The sequence below is a fragment of the Microcoleus sp. F10-B2 genome (genome assembly GCF_036704965.1).
Classification (GTDB): domain Bacteria; phylum Cyanobacteriota; class Cyanobacteriia; order Cyanobacteriales; family Microcoleaceae; genus Microcoleus.
Window position 1 is genome coordinate 77577 of record NZ_JAUBTB010000010.1, and the last position, 20801, is coordinate 98377.

At 44.5% G+C, this 20801-nt stretch carries 13 protein-coding genes and 2 pseudogenes; 7 read left to right on the forward strand and 8 right to left on the reverse strand.

Going from position 1 to position 20801, the window contains the following annotated elements:
• The first annotated feature begins 82 nt into the window (after positions 1-82).
• The 7 genes and pseudogenes from QUA99_RS06090 to QUA99_RS06120 all read left to right on the forward strand — a co-directional run bounded on the left by QUA99_RS06090 (position 83) and on the right by QUA99_RS06120 (position 10359).
• Complete coding sequence (locus tag QUA99_RS06090) at positions 83-6046, forward strand: AAA family ATPase (RefSeq protein WP_333236735.1); 5964 nt, start codon at positions 83-85, stop codon at positions 6044-6046.
• 75 nt (positions 6047-6121) lie between these two features.
• A complete protein-coding gene (locus tag QUA99_RS06095) occupies positions 6122-6304 on the forward strand; it encodes a hypothetical protein (RefSeq protein WP_333236737.1) in 183 nt (60 codons plus the stop codon).
• 272 nt (positions 6305-6576) lie between these two features.
• Positions 6577-6893: pseudogene (locus QUA99_RS33020) on the forward strand (ISKra4 family transposase); the annotation flags it as partial.
• Positions 6894-7166: 273 nt separating this feature from the next.
• Positions 7167-7473 (forward strand): annotated as a pseudogene (locus tag QUA99_RS06105) (ISKra4 family transposase); the annotation flags it as partial.
• A gap of 176 nt (positions 7474-7649) precedes the next feature.
• Positions 7650-8426 carry a pentapeptide repeat-containing protein gene (locus QUA99_RS06110; RefSeq protein ID WP_333241722.1) on the forward strand — a complete coding sequence of 259 codons (777 nt, stop codon included), beginning with the start codon at positions 7650-7652 and terminating at the stop codon, positions 8424-8426.
• A gap of 179 nt (positions 8427-8605) precedes the next feature.
• Positions 8606-9754: an AAA family ATPase gene (locus QUA99_RS06115; protein ID WP_333241720.1), complete on the forward strand. Its 1149-nt coding sequence runs from the start codon at positions 8606-8608 to the stop codon at positions 9752-9754.
• A complete protein-coding gene (locus tag QUA99_RS06120; protein WP_333241718.1) occupies positions 9751-10359 on the forward strand; it encodes a DUF4276 family protein in 609 nt (202 codons plus the stop codon). Before QUA99_RS06115 ends, QUA99_RS06120 begins: the two co-directional genes overlap by 4 nt.
• An 82-nt stretch (positions 10360-10441) precedes the next feature.
• Here the strand turns inward: QUA99_RS06120 and QUA99_RS06125 are convergent, their stop codons facing one another.
• The 8 genes from QUA99_RS06125 to modA all read right to left on the reverse strand — a co-directional run bounded on the left by QUA99_RS06125 (position 10442) and on the right by modA (position 20742).
• The gene (locus QUA99_RS06125; protein WP_333241717.1) at positions 10442-13444 is read right to left on the reverse strand and encodes a GAF domain-containing protein; all 3003 of its coding nucleotides are present in this window, start codon (positions 13442-13444) and stop codon (positions 10442-10444) included.
• A 370-nt stretch (positions 13445-13814) separates the two neighbouring features.
• Positions 13815-14267 carry an NADAR domain-containing protein gene (locus tag QUA99_RS06130; protein WP_333241716.1) on the reverse strand — a complete coding sequence of 151 codons (453 nt, stop codon included), beginning with the start codon at positions 14265-14267 and terminating at the stop codon, positions 13815-13817.
• Between the two features lie 237 nt (positions 14268-14504).
• Positions 14505-15563: a geranylgeranyl reductase family protein gene (locus QUA99_RS06135; RefSeq protein ID WP_333241715.1), complete on the reverse strand. Its 1059-nt coding sequence runs from the start codon at positions 15561-15563 to the stop codon at positions 14505-14507.
• A 187-nt stretch (positions 15564-15750) separates the two neighbouring features.
• Positions 15751-16299 (reverse strand): ribosome recycling factor, encoded by a 549-nt coding sequence (gene frr / locus QUA99_RS06140; protein ID WP_333155548.1) that lies wholly within the window; start codon positions 16297-16299, stop codon positions 15751-15753.
• Positions 16286-17014: a UMP kinase gene (pyrH, locus tag QUA99_RS06145; protein ID WP_333241713.1), complete on the reverse strand. Its 729-nt coding sequence runs from the start codon at positions 17012-17014 to the stop codon at positions 16286-16288. Before pyrH ends, frr begins: the two co-directional genes overlap by 14 nt.
• 213 nt (positions 17015-17227) lie before the next feature.
• A complete protein-coding gene (gene msrB / locus QUA99_RS06150; RefSeq protein ID WP_333241711.1) occupies positions 17228-17626 on the reverse strand; it encodes a peptide-methionine (R)-S-oxide reductase MsrB in 399 nt (132 codons plus the stop codon).
• Between the two features lie 97 nt (positions 17627-17723).
• Positions 17724-19541, reverse strand: coding sequence for a molybdate ABC transporter permease subunit (modB, locus tag QUA99_RS06155; protein ID WP_333241709.1), 1818 nt, complete (start codon positions 19539-19541; stop codon positions 17724-17726).
• Between the two features lie 400 nt (positions 19542-19941).
• The gene (modA, locus tag QUA99_RS06160; protein ID WP_333241707.1) at positions 19942-20742 is read right to left on the reverse strand and encodes a molybdate ABC transporter substrate-binding protein; all 801 of its coding nucleotides are present in this window, start codon (positions 20740-20742) and stop codon (positions 19942-19944) included.
• Between the last annotated feature and the right edge of the window lie 59 nt (positions 20743-20801).

Below are 20801 nucleotides of genomic sequence, written 5' to 3' on the forward strand. Positions count from 1 at the left end.
TGCGCTGCAACCAGATTGACTTTTCAATCATCCCTCTATAGGGAGTATTCATACTCATGCATTTCAATCAGAGGCATCAACGATGAATCATTTGATTAGGTCTATTGGCAGTTACGAGATTATAGAAGAAATTCAATCAGGTGTCAATAGTGTAATTTATCGGGCAGCGATCGCGGGCACAAACAAGGGGGCGATCGTCAAACTCCTCAAATCCGAGTATCCCACCCTCGAAGAAATTACCCGATTAAAACACGAATATCAAATATTACAGCATCTAGACAATCTAGAAGGAATTGTTAAACCCTATAGCTTAGAAACCTATAAAAACGGTTTAGCGCTCATCTTGGAAGATTTTGGAGGAGAGTCGCTAAAAAATTATATTGCCTCTAAAAAAATCGAATTAAGCGAATTCCTCAAAATCGCCATCCAGATCGCATCAGCCCTAGCGGAAGTGCATAAAAAGCACGTCATCCATAAAGATATTAAACCCCAAAATATCCTCATTAATCCAAAAACAGGCGAGCTAAAATTAGCTGATTTTAGCATCGCTACGCGCCTAGAACGAGAAAACGCGGCTGCCAGTCATCCTCATTTTTTAGAAGGCACCCTCGCTTACATGTCGCCAGAACAAACTGGCAGAATGAATCGATCGATTGACTACCGCACCGATCTTTACTCGTTAGGCGTAACTTTTTATGAAATGCTAACAGGATCGCTGCCCTGCACGAATACCGAACCTCTGGAATTAGTCTACTGCCATATAGCCCAAAAAATTATCCCGCCACAAGCGCTGAATCCTGAAGTTCCGCCAGCCATTTCCGACATCGCGATGAAATTATTAGCCAAAAACGCTGAAGACCGCTACCAAAGCGCTGAAGGGCTAAAATTTGACTTAGAAACCTGCCTGGTAAAACTACAGGCTACCGGATCTATTGACGAGTTTGTGGCTGGAAGTGCTGATAAAGCCAGTCAATTAAATATCCCGCAAAAGCTCTACGGTCGGGAACCCGAAGTTAATGGACTTCTGGAAACGTTCGATAGCGTGGCGAATGGCACTACCGAATTAATGCTCGTTTCCGGTTATTCTGGGATTGGAAAAACCGTTTTAGTCAATGAAGTTCACAAACCCATTGTGCGACAACGAGGTTATTTTATTGCGGGTAAATTTGACCAGTTTAAACGCAATATTCCTTATGCTTCCCTGATTCAAGCATTCCAGTCATTAGTTCTGCAACTGCTAACAGAAAGCGAAGCAGAAATCCATATTTGGAAAGAAAAACTGTTAGCAGCTTTAGGGGTTAACGGGCAAATCATCGTTGAGGTTATTCCCGAAGTCGAACTAATTATTGGCAAGCAGCTACCCGTGCCAGAACTAGGGGCAACTGAATCGCAAAACCGCTTCAATCTGGTATTTAAACAATTTATTGGCGTATTTACAACCCAAGAACATCCCCTAGTTGTCTTCTTAGATGACTTGCAGTGGGCCGATTCGGCATCCCTGAAATTGATTGAACTGCTGATGACCGATAGCGATAGCAAATATCTATTGCTGATTGGCGCGTATCGAGATAACGAAGTTTCTCCGACCCATCCGACTATTCAGACGATTGAAAAAATTCAACAAGCGGGTGCAACGGTCAATAATATCGTACTAGGCCCGTTACAAATCCTTCACGTCGAAGAATTAATCGCCGATACTTTAAATAATGAATCGGTGAGATCGGAATCTTTGTCTGTCGAGACGCGAAATTTTGCGTCTCTACTTTTCAACAAAACTCAGGGAAATCCTTTCTTCTTAACTCAATTGCTCAAAACTCTTTATCAAGAAAAGTTGTTAAGTTATGAGTTATATTTAGGGGCGTGGCAGTGGGACATTAAGCAAATTCAAGCCCTTGGCATTACCGATTTGAATGTTGTCGAACTGGTCGCTAGAAATATTCGCAAGCTATCTGAAGATACGCAGAAAGTCTTAAAACTGGCGGCTTGTATTGGCAATACGTTTAACTTAGACGTCCTGGCGATCGTCAATGAAGAATCTTCCTTAATCACGGCTGCACAATTGTGGTCGGCACTTCAGACTGGGTTAATTTTACCTTTAAGCAATGAGTACAAAATCCCCCTGGTATTTAGTCAGGAAGAATCCGGGGGATTTAGCTTAACCGATGTCAAAGTTGACTACAAGTTTTTACACGATCGCGTGCAGCAAGCCGCTTATTCTCTAATTCCAGATGAGCAAAAAAAACAGACCCACCTGAAAATCGGTCAACGATTGCTGCAAAATACAACACCGGAAGAACGAAAAGAAAATATTTTCGCCCTGGTTAACCAACTAAATTATGGCACCGATTTACTGAGCTTGGAAGCCGAAAAATACGAGCTAGCTTCCCTCAATTTAATAGCGGGTCAGAAAGCCAAAGCCGCTACAGCGTATGAGTCCGCTGTCAAATATTTGAATGTGGGTTTAGGACTGCTTGGCTCAGATAGTTGGGAAAGTCAGTATGATTTGACCTTAAATATTTATCTGGAAGCGACAGAAGTTGAATATTTAAACACCTATTTTGAGCGATCGCAACAGTTATCTGATGTCATTCTAAAACGGGCAAAAACCCTTTTAGAAAAAGTCAAAGTGTACGAGATAAAAATTCAGGTGGAGTTTTCTGGAAACCGAATAAATTCGGTCATCGATACCGGAATCGAGGTTTTGGAAATGCTGGGCGTTCACTTGGAACAAGAACTCCCTCAAGAACTGGTGATTGACGATTTAGCTAACTTGCCACCAATGACAGATCCCGATAAAATTGCGGCTATGCGGATATTAATGAGCATCGTGACAACGGCTTATGTTGCAAATACAGAGATGTTTTCACAGATTCTTTTTACAATGATAAAGTTGTCAATTGCTTATGGAAATTCCCCGGAATCCGCTTGCGCTTATGCTTGGTATGGGGTACTCTTGTGTGGGGCAATGGGAGACATAGATTCTGGATATCGATTTGGCCAACTAGCCGTTATTTTGTTAAAAAAATTTAATGCTAACTCACTCAAAAGTAAGATATTTTGTATATTTAACGTTCTGATCCGGCATTGGAAAGAACCTCTGACAGAAACTCTAGAGCCTTTTGTTGAAGCCCTTAAAATCGGTTTAGAAACTGGAGATATAGAATTTGCTTGTCACAGTGCTATGAATTATTGTAACTACTCATTCTTAAGTGGAATTTCTTTAGAAAAGGTTGAGCGAAGACAGACAAAATATGTTAATATGGCTATTAAGTTTAAACAAGATTATGACATATTTTTTGTTAAAATTTATCAGCAGGTTGTTGATAATCTGCGCGGGAAAGCGCCCGACAAATACCTGTTAAATGGCGAGAGTTTTGATGAAGCCAAAATTCTGCCACTTATACAGGAGTCTAACACTGAGATATTACTATTTGCTCTCTATGTTGCTCAAACTATTCTATTTTATTTATTTAAAGATTACGCGCGGGCATTATTAAGCGCTAACTTGGTGGCAAAATATCCTAATGCAGGGTTAGCATTACTTCACAATGCTGTCTACAATTTATACCATTCTCTTACCCTTTTAGCACTCTATCCAGAAGCTCAGCTAGAAACGAAAGAAGAATATCTCAGTCAAGTTGCTGCAAATCAAGAAAAAATGAAGACTTGGGTATTCCATGCGCCGTGCAATTTCCAGCATAAGTATGACTTAGTAGAAGCTGAGAAAGCAAGGGTTTTGGGGCAGAATGGCCAAGCAATGGATTATTACGATCGCGCCATTCAAGGAGCGGCGGAACAGGGATACATTCAAGAAGAAGCGCTGGCAAATGAACTAGCAGCAGAGTTTTACTTCTCGCGTGGAAAAGAGGCGATCGCGGCAGTTTATCTGACAGAATCTCACTCTGCTTATATCCGCTGGGGAGCCACCGCTAAAGTGCAAGACTTAGAACAGCGATACCCTCAGTTCTTCTCGAAAAAGCTCGATCGAGAAGCGGCTAAACTCGAAGTTTCTAAAACGACAACTTCAACTAACACGGGTTTATCTCATCTCGATCTTACCACGGTGATGAAAGCTTCGCAAGCCTTGGCTGGAGAAATTGTTCTCGATAAATTGCTCTCTAAGCTAATGCTGATTGTTCGAGAAAATGCGGGAGCCCAAAAGGGCTCTCTCATCTTAGAGAAAGATGGAGAATTGTTTGTAGAAGCTACTATTACCGAGGAGGGAGATGAAGTCAATGTGTTGCAATCGATTCCCGTATATGTAGGGGCGGATTTAACCAACAATCTAGAAACCACACCGATAACCCCCCTACAAAACCCGCCCTCTTCTAATCTCCCGCTTTCGCTGATTAACTATGTAACGCGAACTCGCGAGAATTTGGTTTTAAATGATGCTAATGCCGAACCCCGATTCAACACCGATCCCTATATTGCCACATTTCACCCTAAATCTATCTTATGCACGCCACTCATTCATCAAGGAAAATTGATCGGATTGCTTTATTTAGAAAATAATCTTACACAAGATGCTTTTACGAGCGATCGCCTGGAAATTTTACGTCTGCTTTCTTCCCAAGCGGCTATCTCTCTCGAAAATGCGCGTCTCTATACGAATTTAGAAACCGCTAAAAATCAATTACAAGACTACAGCAAAACTCTAGAAATTAAAGTAGAAGAGAGAACCCTAGAATTAAAAGAAAAAAATGATAACTTGCAACAAGAAGTCCGCGATCGCCTCCTCGCAGAAGAGGCACTGCGCTTAAGTGAAGAACGGTTTCGCGCCATCTTTGAATCTACCGACGACTTCATCGCCGTGTGGGATCGCAATTATCACTGTCTCTATGCTAATAAATCGTGGCTGGATAATATACATAAGCCGCGCGATCGCGTCATAGGGAAACAATTTAGCGAAATTTTAAAAGATTCTCCAGAATTGATTCCATTGTGGACGAGCCGTTTTGAGACAATCTTTAATACCTGTAAATCGCTGCATTTTGAGGATGCTACTAACGTCGGCGATCGCCCTTCTTATAGCGAATCAACCCTTTCCCCCATTAAAGACTCAGCAGGCAATGTCTTCGCCGTAGGCGTCGTTTATCGAGACATCACCGAACGCAAATTAGCCGAAGCCGCCTTGCGCGACTCAGAAGCGCGATTGAGACAACAAGCGATCGAATTGCAACAAGCTTTAGACGAACTCCGACGCACCCAAATTCAATTAATTCAAAATGAAAAAATGGCCTCTCTCGGTCAATTAGTCGGGGGAGTCGCCCACGAAATCAATAACCCCGCTAGCTTTATTTATGGGAATTTGTCTCACGCGCAAGAATACATTCAAAGCCTATTTCAAATTTTGCACCTCTATCAGCAGCATTATCCAGAACCCGATCCAGAAATTCAAGAACAAGCCGAAGAATATGACCTCGATTTCATTGTCGAAGACTTGCCAAAACTGCTAGAATCGATGCAGATGGGAGTTAAGCGCATCCGCAATATAGTCTTATCTCTGCGTAATTTCTCCCGTTTGGATGAAAGCGATATGAAGCGGGTAGACATTCACGAAGGCATAGAGAGTGCGCTACTAATTTTGCAAAATCGCCTCAATAAAAATGATGGGACTCCAGCTATTGAAGTCATCAAAGAATATGGCGCTCTGCCCGAAATCGAGTGCTATGTGGGACATCTAAATCAGGTATTTATGAATATTCTCACGAATGCGATCGATGCTTTAGAAGAAGGAAAAGAGAAATTGGGAAGTCCCCAGTCCCCAATCCCTACCATTCGCATTCGCACGGAACTTATAGACAACAAAATTGCTGTCCGAATTGCTGACAACGGTTCCGGCATACCTGAAGAAATCCAGCAGAATATTTTTGACCCCTTCTTCACCACTAAACCTGTTGGTAAGGGGACGGGTTTAGGATTGTCAATTAGCTATAAAATAGTGGTGGAAAAACACGGCGGAAATTTGCGCTGCATTTCGTCACCAGGGAAGGGGGCAGAATTGATCGTAGAAATTCCGCTGCGACAGCTCATTAAAACCTAACCTTCCAGGGAGCATCCCGATTTTGCAAATAGACTGCCAGCAGCTAAAATAAAGAGAATAGATCGGGGAAAAAAAATGAGCCTAACTCCCGAAGAACAATTACGGTTATCAGCTTGTACTCAAGAAATAGCGCAAATCCTCTACAGAAATACAGATTCAGCAGAAATAGCTACCCTAGAAGGGCTTGAGAAAGTAGTACGTCAACAGATGTTAGAATATGTCAGCCCCAAAGTTGCCCTTTTTTTATCCAAAAAGTAACTAAAACGGTTAAAGGGCGCACGCGCACGCTCAACAGTTGTGTAGGACGGCTCTTAATTACACAAAAACAAGCAAACCGCTTGGGGGTGGAGGCTTACAGCCGTAGAAGTCCAATGCTTGAAAAATGCTGTTTTTTACTTTCTGCTTCGGAGTCGTACCAAAATGCCTCTGTTGACCTGGCCACCCTCACAGGAGTTAAGGTCAGCCATAGCAGTCAAAACAGACTTGTGCAACGCCAAGAATTTCCCGTCCCTGAAGTCAAACAGGCTCTAGCACAAGTGAGCATAGATGGCGGTAAAGTGCGACTCCGAACCGAACGGGGACTCCCATGTCAGTGGCGCGACTATAAGGCAGTGCGCTTGCAAGACCTTTACTATGGCGCTTTTTTCCAAGATAACTTAAGCCTCACAGATTGGGTGAATAGTCAGTCGCTAACTAATCCTGTAATCTGTTTAGGAGATGGTCACTCCGGGTGCGCGTGAATTTATTCAAGGAAATTGCGACAACTTCACAAAGGCAGGAAATCTTAGACTGGTATCACCTGAAAGAAAATCTGTATAAAGTTGGTGGCTCCGGCAAGCGGCTTAAACGGAACTTACCCCTGCAGGGGGTAGTTTCGGTGGCTGTATTCTTTGAGCCGTATTCGTTTTAGCTATTTGGCAGTTCCAATTTTGTAGCCATGTATTTAAGATTTTCTTAATATTTAGAACCAAAGTATTGCTGTATCATAAAATTAACTCAAACCCGCTCCACATAAGGGTTGTAAAAAGTTGTAGTCATGTACTTGATTTTCCCGCTCCAGGAAAGTCTTGCCCTGTAATGGTTTCAGAAGAAATGAATCTTATGTGCGGGGTAAGTTCCGCTTAAACAAGCTGAGGCTTTGTTATGGCGTGGTCGGGTAGAAGATGCGATCGCTATTTTTGACAACTGCCACAGTCGGCAAGTCATTAATTTCCGTGCCTACCTCAAAAAACACCGTCTTCGCCTTGTGGACTATGAAACTTGTCAAGAATTACAACCAGGCTCCATCGGTTCGGGAGCGGTAGCATCAGCCGTCAAGCAAATAGGTAGAAGGCTAAAAATTTCATTCTTCGCAGTGGAAATCTGAAAGTGTTTCTCAAATGTTGCAACTGCGTTGTGCCTACTTAAATGGTGAATTTGCAGTTTAATGTTTTTGCAAAATCGGGATGCTCCCGATAACTTCAATGTAGGGTGCTGATGGCGCACAGAACTCCTACATACGGCGAGCCAAAAGATTTGTTGGGTGAAGTTGTGTTATGTTGATTTTCAATTGCTTCAATGAAAGCTATTTTAGATTTAATATTTTGGATTTTGGACGGTTAAAATGAAACTCAGAATCCTCGCTGCTGTAACGCTAGTGAGCTCGATCGCCCCGATCGCTCCTGCACCCGCCGAGAACATCCAACACACGCAACAATTACTAGCCACCCGAGAGTGCCCCAACTGCGACCTCAGCAGTGCTGGCTTGGTTTTAGCCAACTTAACAGGAGCCAATCTCAAAGGTGCTGACTTGAGGTTGGCTAACCTCAGCCGAGCCAACCTGACAGGGGCTGACCTCAGCGGTGCCAACCTCAGCGGCACCAGTCTGTTTGGCGTCAACCTGACAGGGGCTAACCTCAGCGGTGCCAACCTCAGCGGTGCGGACTTGAGAAGTGCGTATCTCAGCGACGCCAATTTGCTCAACGCCAATTTAACTAACGCGCAACTGCTCGGAGTTAGAGGAATGCCAACAAATATCGGCACCGCTGAAGACTTCTACCGGTTGGGAGTGCTGGAAGCTCAAGCAGGAAACTACAGAAACGCCATTGATTATTACAATCAAGCCCTGAATCTGAAATCGGATGTAGCCGCCGTTTATTTTGCCCGCAGTATGTCTCGCGCTGACTTGGGAGACTTCGCCGGCGCGGCTCAAGACGCTGCAGTAGCAAACCAACTCTTTGCCGCTCAAGGAAATACCCAAGGTCAGGAGTTGTCAAAGCAGTTAGGCGAAGCCATTGTAGCGCGCCAAAAGCCTACGGAACCCCGCACGGGGGGCGGTGGCAACTTTATGAGTCTTCTCGGTTCGATCGGTTCTGTGCTGGTGAAGCTAATCTTGCCTTAAAGAGTTGTGAACGACCTCGGCCTCCTCCAACGACTTTTCATGCTGCGCCAACCCAAGGGATGCAGACCGTTTCATACACCCATCTGGCTTTACTAAACCTCTAAAGTATCTAAGGCAGATATACTTAGCCTAGTCTCAATATATGTGTCTAGGCTAGTTTCACTATTTAAGGACAGAATATGAATAGATTTGAAAATATATCAGTAAGGGGTTTTCGGCGTCTTCAAAATATTGAGCTTGAGATGAGAAATCTCATCGTCATGATTGGTGCAAACGGAGCAGGAAAAACTTCTTTTTTAGATGTTCTTTCAATACTAGCAGCTTCAGCAAGTGGAAATTTACAGAATTTATTGCAACTTAAAGGTGGCTTGAATGAAATTTTAACAAGAGGTAAAGTACAAGAACTTGAAATTGAAATTTCAATGCAAGTGCCAAAGGAACAAGCTTTGAAGTACAGCTTAACATTGTCACCTAAAGGTTTATCTTATGAAGTTATAGACGAATCTTTAACACAGCAGAGAAATCCCCACAGAGCTGAACCATTCAAGTATATTGAATCACAAGGTTTGGATATTAAATATTCTCAAGAAGAAAGCAGAGGATTTGTGAGACCGACTTGGGATCACAATCCTCTTGAAACATCCCTTTCTCAAGTTCCTAAAATGTATCGCGAACCAGAGAACCTGAGAAAGAGCCTTGCTTCTTGCACATATTATGGAGCACTCGATGTTTCAGAGAAAAGTCCAATTCGTCTACCTCAAGCAATGCGCCCTGCAAAGTTGCCTGGAGCAAGCGGTGAAAACCTCGTTTCCTGTCTTTATGACCTTCGGGAAACCGATCGAGACAGTTTTGAAATGGTTGAAAATATCATTTCTGCTGCCTTTCCAGATTTCGAGCGGTTAAACTTTCCTCCGGTTGCCGCAGGAACTATGTCTATGACTTGGACAGATAGAAATTTTCCTCAGCCTTTCTATGTCCATGAGCTATCAGAGGGAACGCTGCGCTTCCTCTGGTTGGTTGCGCTCCTGCAAAGTCAAACTTTAACAACCGTCACGTTGCTAGATGAACCAGAAGTTAGCCTACACCCGGAACTCTTAAGACACTTAGTTTATTTAATGAGAGAAGCTTCAAAACACACTCAACTGATAGTTGCCACACACTCAGATAGACTCATCCGATTTCTCGATCCAAGCGAGGTTTTGGTCTGCGATTTGGAAGAAGGGGAGGCAAAAATGAGGTGGGGTGACACTTTTAACCTGGATAAATGGTTAGAAGATTACAGTCTTGACCAGGTTTGGGAAATGAATGTGATGGGTGGCCGTCCATGAGAATTGCTATTTTGGTTGAAGGTGCTACTGAAATGGCATTTAGAAAGAAGCTTCATGAGTTTCTGCAAAGTCGTTTAGAGCAAAAAATGCCCAGACTAGACTTTAAACCACAACATGGTGGAATTCCCAAGGAAGGGAAACTCAAGAAAATAGTTGAAACTCTCCTCGATAATGATGGCTATGATGCTGTAATTGCACTTACAGACGTTTATACCGGAAAGCCGGACTTTAAAGACGCCAATGATGCTAAAGAGAAAATGAGGACATGGGTAGGTAAAAACCCAAAATTCTATCCTCACACAGCATTACATGATTTTGAAGCATGGCTTCTTCCCTACTGGACAACTATCCAGAAGCTAGCGAAACACAACCTTTCTGCTCCTAGCGGTTTGCCTGAAACAGTGAATCATCAAAAGCCACCTTCCTATTGGATTAAGGAGATTTTTAGCTCTGGAAAACGCGGAAAAGACTATAACAAAGTGATTGATGGAATGGCTATTTTGAAAAAAAACGATCTGATGATTGCGATTCAAGCTTGTCCAGAACTAAAAGCTTTTGTGAATCGAATTATCTCTCTCTGCGATGAAGAGAAAATAATTTCTTGACTTAAAACGCGATCGCTGTTAATTACCCGAATTCTTAAAGAAGTCGGGTATCTGGCTGTGTTGTTTTTTTAGGTTGTTCTAGTTAATTCAGCGGAATCTCGATCCAGAACTCTGTACCTTGACCGGGTACAGAAATACACTTGAGTACGCCTTGGTGTTTCTCAACTACAATTTGATAACTGATAGACAGTCCTAAACCCGTACCCCGACCGACGGGTTTAGTAGTAAAAAAGGGATTAAATATGTGAGAGATTAATTCTTTGGGGATGCCGTGACCGTTGTCGGCAATACAAATTCCTACCGTTTTTTCATCGATTAATTCAGTGCGAATCCGAATGCAAGGGGATGCGAAATCAGGAATCAAACACTCGGTGGTGGCATTTATATCTCCTGACTCGACAGCCAGTTTTTGGGAGCTTAAATGTGTCGCCGCTGCACTTGCCGCTTTAAATGGAAGATTAATAACTCGCTCTTTTTGTCTCATTTCTAGGGCGTCAAGGGCATTACCGATCAGATTCATAAATACCTGATTGAGCGAGCTGGCATAGCATTCTACTAAGGGCAAATTGCCGTATTCTTTAATGATTTCTACAGTGGAGCGATCGGATTTAGCTTTGATCCGATGCTGCAAAATCAACAGGGTATTCTCGATACCTTCGTGAATGTCAACGGCTTTTTTCTCGGTTTGATCGCTTCTGGAAAAATTGCGCAAAGATACAACTAATTGGCGGATACGGTCAACTCCGACTTTCATGGAACCCAAAATTTTGGGCAAATCTTCGGCCAGAAATTCTATGTCGATCGCTTCGGAACACTCGCTAATTTCTGGGTCGGGATTGGGATAGTGTTGGCGGTAGAGTTCCACCAAGCAGAGCAAATCTGTGGTGTATTCGCTGGCGTGGGACAGATTGCCGTAGATAAAGTTAACGGGGTTATTGATTTCGTGGGCGACGCCCGCCACCAGTTGTCCGAGACTTGACATTTTCTCGGTTTGAATCAGTTGGGCTTGGGTATTGTGCAGTTCTGTGAGGGTTTTAGCTAGCTGTTCGGCCTTTGCTCGATCGGCTGCTGCTGCATTGAGACTTTCTTGATAAAGTTCTGCTTGGTGAATGGCGATCGCAGCTTGAGCAGCCAAATTTTGCAGCAATTCCTGTTCTGCTGTTTGCCAAACTCTCGGCCCGGAACACTCGTGGACAATCAGCAAACCCCAAAAATGGGAATCTTGGCCGATTGGCACAATTAAACTTCCCCTCACCTGTACTTTTTCCAAAAATTCGCGGTGGCAGGGCGTTAAATCATCAGTATAAATATCATTAATTGCTCGCACCCGTCCTGCTCGGTAAAAGCAGTCTGAGTCTTCCGCCAACCATTCTTGTGGAAATTTGATACCTAAAATTGACTGCCACTGGCCCCGGACAGCTTCTACAACTACCTCGCCGTCGAACCCTGCGGCAAATTGATAAATTATGGTGCGATCGTTATCGAGCAAAACTCTCACTTCTCGCACAATAGTTTGCAGTATAGTTTTTAAGTCTAAGGTGCTACGAATCTGGTCTCTAACTCGCGTCAATACTTTGGCAAATTCCAAAGATTTTTGCAATTGGGCGGTACGTTCAAGAACTTGGCGCTCCAAGTTGGCATTCAGAGTCTGCACTTCTTTATAAAGAACGTACTGACCAATTGCCGAACAAAATTGGCTGCCTATAGCTAAAGCTTGCTCGATGTCCTCGCACTTCCACTCGGGCGACTGACCTTTTTTTATTTCTCGCCAGACTTCAAAGGATTGTCTGGGAAGGATTTGTGCAGCGCTGCTGTCAAAGCGGCCGGCCCACAGTTTTTCGGTATCAATTGCATTGCGAAAAACTGTCAAACAGCCGACTACTTGTTGTTTGTGGTGCAGGGGAATTACCAGCAAACCCCTAATTTTAGTAGATTGGAAAGCTGGAACTAAAACTCTAAATAAAGGTTCTTTGTATAAGTCGGTAATTATCAAAATTGGAAATTGAGAATTAGTAAAATTCGCCAATTTTGGAAATTGTTCGGTATTTTTTAATCCTTGGGTTAGCCATTCCTGCCAGAGGGGATGAGCTTCGATCTCCTTAACTTTTTCCCAGTTGGGAAGTGTCGGTTGTTCTCCTGTTGTGAACAGTTCAAAGGTAGCATCACTGTGGCCCGGGGCAATGGGAAATCTTTCTTCAATCTTGGGAGCAGATAACTTTTCACCCTTGATTTTCGGGGGGTTCAGATAGAGTCGGCCGCCGCTGCCGCCCAAAGCGGTGACGGTGGCTTCTAAACCCTGCTGCAGTTGAATGTTGACCTGACCGTACAACAAGGCTGCTATGCGGCTCACGGTAGCTTCGCGGGCGGCTTGAGAGCGGGTTTGCTGGAGGAGGAGCGCGTGGGCGATGGCGCTAGACAATTGATCTGATACAAGCTGAACTACTTCTAAATCTAGTGGTGAAATATTGAGGGGGGCACAGTGGTGAGACACTAAAAGCCCCCACAGTTCGATGTGAATTTTTTGATTATTTCCTGGCTCGTATCGAGTTAGACACGTGGTCGCCTCGCAGATATCTGTTTTGCTGTTTTGCGACGCTATCCTGCGGTGCAAAATCGGCACGACTAAGGAAGATTGCACTCCCATTGCCATCAGGTAAGCGGTGTGGCAAGGATCGAGCGATCTGTAGTGCATCTCTTCATTTACTAAAGGTTGACCTGTGTCTGCAGCATCGAGGGGACTCAGGACGATCGTCCCCGAGTTAACATCTATTATTGTCCGCTGGCGCAAAGTGACATACATCTCCCGCGCGCTCGCGGGAATGTCGTCTGCGGGAAAGTGCAGTCCTTTCAAGGAAGGAAGATGGTTGTTATTAATTGACTCAGCAACAACTTCTCCACTGCCGTCGGCACTAAACCTGTAAATCATAATGCGATCTGTTTTCAAAAAAGACCGCACTTCTGCTACCGTACTGGTTAAAATATCTTCTAATTCTAAAGATTGACGAATGCGTTCAGTTATCCGCCTTACTAAAACTTCTCTGTCTAGTTTATGATGTAATTCTTGGGTATTTTCTGTGAGTTGCATAAATCTCCTTTTGTAATTATACAATGATAATAAGAAGTTTTTATCGGCTTTTGGAGCGCTCAAACTCAAAGGCATCAGCCTGAGTTTTCAACTCAACCGACCTGTACAATCGCTCGGTGGCGCACTGGTGAGAGACGGCGATGTATCCCCTCTGGCGCGCTGTGGTAAGAAAAATCTGCGATCGCCCCGGTTTAGTCCTTGCCTTCAAGAAGCAGAGCGACTTAAGCAAATAATAATTATTATTTTAATCTTCTTATAAATTTCTCGCAATCTTAAAATCTCACTATCAGAATTATTGATTGTGAGGATAGTTTGACATTTGTTTGTATAACTTCATATAATGAGCATTAACGAAAGAATTTGAGATTTGTCAGCTCCCCTGGCGCTGACAAATCTCGCTGCGCACGCTCATCAGAATTTTACCCAAATGATTTTGGCCGGTGCGGTCGCAGCCGCACCCCCAGTAATAATCCGTTGGCGAATCCTCGACAATCACTCGATCCCCTGTGGCGAGGAGAATAGCTTGAATGTCTGTATGAGCGAGAAACTTAGTTAAAACTGCTTCGCGCATAATGGGAATTTTCACCGCTTCCCAATCAGCGCGCATCTGGTGGTTGGGATCGCGACCTAATTTGGCAGCTTCCTGGGGAGTTGCTACGGCTCGAATCGCCGCCACTAATCTTTCATCAACGGTGACAAATTTTTGGGCTTGATAGTAATGTTCCACAGTCAACCAATCTTGACCGTACAGGCTAATTTCGTGTAGTGAAAAATTAGAAAAGCAGCCGTAAGGCTCCTCTACTTTATAAAAATAAATTATCATTTGATTTTAGATTTTAGATTTTAGATTTTAGATTTTACAAGATTTACGCAGAACCTAATTATCTAGGGTGCTTAGGGGCGCACCTTACCGCTATTGGGAATGAAGAATTGAGAATCAGGAATTGGGATTTAAGAATATTCTCTCTTCTTTCTTCACCTCGATCCTCGAAATTCATGCGTTAAATCCGTTGCCGAACTTCCTTCGTTCTAAAATGGCATCAGCTTTTTAAGAGCAGGGTTAGCGATATCGGTATAACGCAGTTCGCCACGCAAAATTTTGCCCGACGCCAGCAGCGATCGCTAATTTGAGGCCCGCTCTGCAAGCAGTTCCTGTAAACTGATTGAATGCCCCAGCCCAGCGACAGGCCCAAACCATATCAGTTCCCCATTGTTCGGCGATCGATTTAGTGTAACTATCCTTAGCGTTGCCTGCACCTTCAAGAGTTCGACATATCGCCTGAGCAGCCTTAAATCGACTAAATAGGGCAGGTCGAACCCCCTCACCGGAGAGGGGGTCGGCAAGAGGGGTGGCGTCTCCTAAAAGCAGCGCATTTTGCGAGTGCAATTGGCGATCGCCATCCCACATACTCCTGAGGTGTTTCCGCACGTTGCTGACACTAACATCCGCACCGCACTTAGTTGCGTAGTCGGCAAAAATTTTCTCGATATCTTTTGGCTTGTCGCCGCGCATCGCAGCAATACTCAAAGAGTAGCCGTCAGCTTTGGGAAAGCTCGAGATAAAACCTTTTTTTATAGTACCAAAATCGAAATAGATGGCATCGGCCTTGATTGAGCGAGTTTCTAAACTTGCGATCAAACAGAGTTTTGGTTCTTTCAATACGAGCCACTCAGTCATCTGCCCGCCGGCACCGTCAGCAGCAATCAAATAGCGGCCGGAAAGGGGTTCTGAGTTTGTTTTAACTTCCCCAACATAATTTTTAAACTCAATTTCTTTGACTTCTGTAGATGCTCCAATTTCCTCACCAGTTTTTTGAGCTTGTTTAATTAAAAAATTGTCAAATACATCTCGCTGTACCGTCGAAATTGGCGAATCTATCTCAACTTTCACCGGGTTTCCCATTTTCCAGGTGTAGCTAATTTTATTAGCTTTCATCGAAATAGCTGGCGTCCTGTCAAAATCGAGCCATTGGGCGATCGTCCCAGAAACGCCGCCACAAGGTTTATTGCGGAGCAAAAATGCTTTCTCTACTAACAAAACAGAACGTCCCTGCTTTGCCAAGTGATCGGCTGCTGTGCTACCTGCATGGCCTGCACCGACAATAATGCAATCAAACATTTTCGGTTATGGGTAATTGGTGATGGGTAATTGGTGATGGGGAACCGGGAATTGGTAACTCTTGAAGTGTTAAATCTTGAGTTTTTAACTCACAAATGAGAACTCATCTAGCGTCTGCGCGTTGTTCGCGGTCGCCTGTTGGCAATCTCAAAACTATTCCCATTCCCCATGCCCAATTTCCCATTCCCTAAACTGTCGTGATATCTTTCTCTTTCGCTGCCAGAACTTCTTCTATTTTGGCAACGTACTTGTCCGTCAGCTTTTGAATTTTATCTTGCAAGTCGCGGGATTCATCTTTAGAGATATCGCTGCTTTTTTCCTGCTTGCGAATCGAGTCAACGGCATCGCGGCGGATATTGCGAATTGCAACTTTACCTTCTTCGGCAAACTTCGCGGCCATTTTGACAAATTCTTGGCGTCTGTCGCTCGTCAGCGGCGGAATATTCAAGCGAATAACTGAACCGTCGTTGTTGGGAACGAGTCCTACATCGGACAGGGAAATTGCTTTTTCGATCGAGGTCAGCGCTGTGCGATCGAACGGTTGAATGGTAATCGTAGTCGCATCCGGCGTGCCGATGTTGGCAAGGGATTTGATCGGAGTTGGAGAACCGTAGTAGTCTACCATGACTCGATCGAGGAGGGAGGCGTTGGCGCGTCCCGTCCGAATAGTATTAAAAGACCGTTGAGTAGCCTCAACTGCCTTTTGCATATGATCTTCTGCGTCAGCTAACTTCACAAAAACCTCCGACAAGAGTTCCAATAGATTCTCCCATTACAGCTCGGTAGATGTTGCCCGACACCGAGAGGTCAAATACCATAATAGGAATATTATTTTCTTTGCAAAGGGCGATCGCCGTACTGTCCATCACCCGCAAATCTTGATTCAAGACGTGGGCATAGGTGAGGGTTTGATACCTGCGCGCGTTGGGGTTGAGGTGGGGGTCGGAATCGTACACCCCATCTACCTTAGTAGCTTTAAAAATCACCTCTGCATCAATTTCAGCCGCCCGCAAAGCGGCTGTAGTATCAGTAGTAAAAAAAGGGTTGCCAGAACCGGCACCAAAAATCACTACTCGTTTTTTTTCGAGGTGGCGAATTGCCCGCCGCCGGATGTAGGGTTCAGCTACTTCTTGCATGGCGATCGCCGATTGCACCCGCGTTGGCACTCCTGCTTGTTCCAGGGCATCCTGCAAAGTGATAGCATTCATCACCGTAGCAATCATGCCCACATAATCAGCCGTTGCCCGATCCATCCCTGCCGAAGCAGCTTTCACCCCGCGAAAAATGTTGCCGCCACCGACAACAATCGCGATTTGAATGCCTTCGGACACGACTTTGGCCACTTCCTGGGCGATCGACCCAACGACTACCGGATCGATGCCGTAGCCCAAGCTGCCCATCAGCGCTTCACCGCTGAGCTTCAGCAAAACTCGCTGATATACCATCCCCATGCCGCCACTATTTTTTTACTCTTTTTGCCTCCACCATAAGATAGCAGTACGGGTGCATTTTGAACATCAATTACCCAGAACAGCCATCCTGCTTGTGCTGCCAGAGAATTTGTTTGTTGCGTTGGCTGCTACGTGAACAGGCTTTCCGGCCTGTTCCACAACCGGATTTTTTGTGGGAGTCGGGGTTAAGCTTCTAGCTAGCCCCTAAAAGAATCAATCCTTGGGAACGAAATTAAGAGCAGCAGAATTCATGCAGTAACGCTGACCGGTAGGTTTGGGCCCGTCGTTAAATACGTGACCGAGATGAGCGTCGCAAACAGCGCACAGTACCTCTGTTCGGCGCATGAACAAGCTGTTATCCGACTCGCACTTGACATTTTCTTCGCTAACGGGAGCGTAGAAACTCGGCCAACCGGTACCGGAATCGTACTTGGTTTCTGATTTAAATAGCTCAGTGCCGCAGCAAATACACTTATAAGTTCCTGGTTTTTTGTTGTCGTGATATTCGCCGCTAAAAGCTCTTTCCGTTCCTTTTTTGCGGGTGACTTTAAACTGTTCTGGCGTGAGTTGTTGTTGCCATTCAGCGTCGGTTTTTTTAACTTTTCCAGTCATGATTTGATGTTGGGTTAAGATGTATTTAGCTGTTGAGTGTTGATGGTTAACAGTTAACTGTTGAGTGTTGACGGTTAACCGTATATTGCTAGTTAACTCATGCCTCCATTAATATTAACCTAATTGGCTCGAAATGAACATACCAGGGAAAAGGATTGTCCTTAATAGCCCTCCACTTTTCCTTGAAAAATTCGGCTTGCAAGTGATAATCTTGGGAATCATTGGGAGGCGAGTGCAATTTGAGATATAATGTCACCCGGTGCGGAGTTTCCACAGTCGAGGCGATCCAACAAGCAAATGTATTTTCGCGATCGCACCCGCTAACAAAACTCAGTTGATGAGCCCGAATTCCCACAGAAACTAGAGATTTGGGAAGGGGTTCGACTACAGTCAGAGTACAGCCCCAGTCGATCGCCTCCACAAGAGTTACGGAGATCGGTTTAGCTGCTGAGAAATTCTTGCAGCCCGTCAACTGGGCGACAGTGAAGTTGCCAGGGCGATCGAAAATGTTCTGTTTTGTATCAAAGGCGATCGGCCTTCCCTCTGCCAATACCAACAGATTTTTGCACACCCGGTAAACTTCCTCTAAATTGTGGCTGACAAACAAAGTAATGCCCCCATAATTAGCCAGAGTCTGCATTAACTCGCGTTCCAGTTGACTCCGCAAGTGAGTGTCCAAAGCAGAAAACGGTTCGTCTAACAGCAGCAAATCGGGAGAAGGGGCGATCGCCCTTGCCAAAGCCACCCGCTGCTGTTGGCCCCCTGAAAGTTCGTGCGGGTAGCGGTTTTCCAGTCCCGACATTTGCACCGAAATTAGCTGTTCTTTTACCCGAAGTTGTTGCTCGCTTTCAGATAAATGCTGCAAGCCAAACGCAATATTTTGAGCAACAGTCAGGTGAGGAAATAAAGCATAGTTTTGAAACAAAAAACCGATCCGGCGGTCTTTAGAAGCTACATTAATACCCTGTGCTGAGTCAAATAAAACCCTGCCATTGACGGCAATTTTACCGCTGCTGGGAGTTTCCAAACCGGCGATGCAGCGCAGAGTCATGCTTTTGCCGGAACCCGACGCGCCCAAAATTCCCAGCACTTCCGGGCCGATATCAAAGCCAACATCCAAGGCAAAGCTGGAAAGAGGTTTGAAGATGTGCAAACAAAGTCCGCTTTTCAGTTGTTTTTGGGGTTTTGTGGTAAAACTAGACGTTACTTGGGGAATATTTGATTGCAATCTGTAGCTCGAATTCGCTTTGGGCGAGATCCTTTGTAAATCCGTCCAAAAATTAACAGCAGTTAGCACGCTCAAAGAAATACTCAGAATAATCAAAACCCAAATAGCAGCTTGCCTCATCTCCCCAGCTTCCACAGCAAAATAAATTGCCATCGGGATAGTTTGAGTTTGTCCGGGAATATTCCCCGCTAACATCAACGTCGCGCCGAATTCACCCAAAGCGCGAGCAAATGCGAGAATAGTTCCTGCTAAAATTCCCGGCCATGCTACCGGCAACATAATCCGCCAAAAGACTTGCCACTCCGACGAGCCCAAAGTGCGGGCTGCATTGAGAAGATTGGCATCAATTTGCTCAAAAGCTCCCAAAGCAGTTTTATACATGAGGGGAAATGATACAACTGTGGCAGTAATGGCGGCGGCTTGCCAAGTGAAAATTATAGTTAAGTCGAATTGTAGCAAAAATTGACCGATCGCCCCATTTCTGCCAAACAGCAGCAGCAGCAAAAATCCGACTACTGTCGGCGGCAAAACTAAGGGAGAAATGAAAATCCCTTCAATCAAAGCTTTACCTCTGATGCGAGTTGAAAGCATCCACCGGGCGGCGGCTATTCCCAGAAAGAAGGTAAAAAAAGTTGCGATGGCTGATGATTTCAGAGATATCCACAGCGGAGAAAAATCAAATTCCATAAATCGTAGGGACGGGTTTCACCAACAATAATTGCCTCAAACAAATATTTTCCTAAACCGCCCCCCCAAAGATAAATCAAAATGTATAATTTTGGGATTCGCTCGTAGGGGCGGGTTTTACCCACAATCTTGGGCTAATACCAATAATCTCGTAAACCCGCCCCCACCCAACGGCAAATCGAAATGTACCTCTTTGAATACACAAAGTTATCTGTTGTGTGAGGGCGGGTTTATATAGATTGTTGGCCGGAATTAGATATTGTTGGTAAAACCCGCCCCTACAAAATTTGGTTGTATGAGACTAATTAACGAGTGTGAGGGCGGGTTTATATAGATTGTTGGTGGGAATTAGATATTGTTGGTGAACCCGCCCCTACAGAATTTGGTTGTATGAAACTAATTAACTAGCTATGCCAAACCCGTATTTCTGAAATACTATTTTAGCCCGATCGCCCCCCAAAAAGTCAACAAACCCTTTCGCAGCAGCCGGATTGCGGCTGTTTCTGATAACTGCCAGCGGGTAAACAATGGGCGAATGCAAATTTTCCGCAGCCGTTAGCCGCAAAGTTACTTTGTCAGAGGCTTTGGCGTCAGTTGTGTAAACTATGCCAGCATCCGCATTGCTGCTTTCGACAAATGTCAGCACTTGGCGGACGTTATTTCCTAGCACTAATTTTGGCTGGAGTTGCTGCCACAATCCCAGCTTAGTTAGCATTTCTTGAGCGTATTGTCCCACAGGTACGCTTTTCGGTTCGCCGATCGCAATTTTGTTGATTCTGGCATCTGTCAACTGTTTGAAATCGTTCAAAGCAACGCCGTTTTTAGGAGTAATCAAAACCAGGCGATTTGTTAGTAAATTGCGGCGCGTGTCGTTAATTAACAGGTTAGATTGCTGCAAATCATTCATTTGTTTTGTAGCAGCGCTGAAAAATACATCTACCGGTGCTCCTTGCTGAATTTGCTGTGCGAGAGCGCCGGAAGCACCGAAATTATAAGTAATATTAACTTTGGGATTGCTGCTTTGATAAACTGTTTTGAGTTCTTGTAAAGCTTGTGAGAGGCTGATAGCGGCGGATACTGTTAAGGATGTTTGCTGCTGTGCTCTGACTGGAGGAACGCTTTGAAACAAGTTCCAAGTAATTAGTAGTGTCATTGCCACGACGGCTACTACAATTAAGTTAAGGATGCGTTTTGTTTTCATAGGGCTATGTTCTAATTTTTTATAGGGCGAGTGAGAAATCTAGCTTACAGCAGCTTCGG

What these genes read in the sequence shown, in the direction of transcription:
- QUA99_RS06095 (WP_333236737.1), top strand. Translation starts at nt 6,122, where the DNA reads ATGAGCCTAACTCCCGAAGAACAATTACGGTTATCAGCTTGTACTCAA.
- pyrH (WP_333241713.1), bottom strand. Translation starts at nt 17,014, where the DNA reads ATGGGGATGGTATATCAGCGAGTTTTGCTGAAGCTCAGCGGTGAAGCG.
- QUA99_RS06130 (WP_333241716.1), bottom strand. Translation starts at nt 14,267, where the DNA reads ATGATAATTTATTTTTATAAAGTAGAGGAGCCTTACGGCTGCTTTTCT.
- QUA99_RS06135 (WP_333241715.1), bottom strand. Translation starts at nt 15,563, where the DNA reads ATGTTTGATTGCATTATTGTCGGTGCAGGCCATGCAGGTAGCACAGCA.
- modB (WP_333241709.1), bottom strand. Translation starts at nt 19,541, where the DNA reads ATGGAATTTGATTTTTCTCCGCTGTGGATATCTCTGAAATCATCAGCC.
- modA (WP_333241707.1), bottom strand. Translation starts at nt 20,742, where the DNA reads ATGAAAACAAAACGCATCCTTAACTTAATTGTAGTAGCCGTCGTGGCA.
- msrB (WP_333241711.1), bottom strand. Translation starts at nt 17,626, where the DNA reads ATGACTGGAAAAGTTAAAAAAACCGACGCTGAATGGCAACAACAACTC.
- QUA99_RS06110 (WP_333241722.1), top strand. Translation starts at nt 7,650, where the DNA reads ATGAAACTCAGAATCCTCGCTGCTGTAACGCTAGTGAGCTCGATCGCC.
- QUA99_RS06125 (WP_333241717.1), bottom strand. Translation starts at nt 13,444, where the DNA reads ATGCAACTCACAGAAAATACCCAAGAATTACATCATAAACTAGACAGA.
- QUA99_RS06090 (WP_333236735.1), top strand. Translation starts at nt 83, where the DNA reads ATGAATCATTTGATTAGGTCTATTGGCAGTTACGAGATTATAGAAGAA.
- QUA99_RS06120 (WP_333241718.1), top strand. Translation starts at nt 9,751, where the DNA reads ATGAGAATTGCTATTTTGGTTGAAGGTGCTACTGAAATGGCATTTAGA.
- QUA99_RS06115 (WP_333241720.1), top strand. Translation starts at nt 8,606, where the DNA reads ATGAATAGATTTGAAAATATATCAGTAAGGGGTTTTCGGCGTCTTCAA.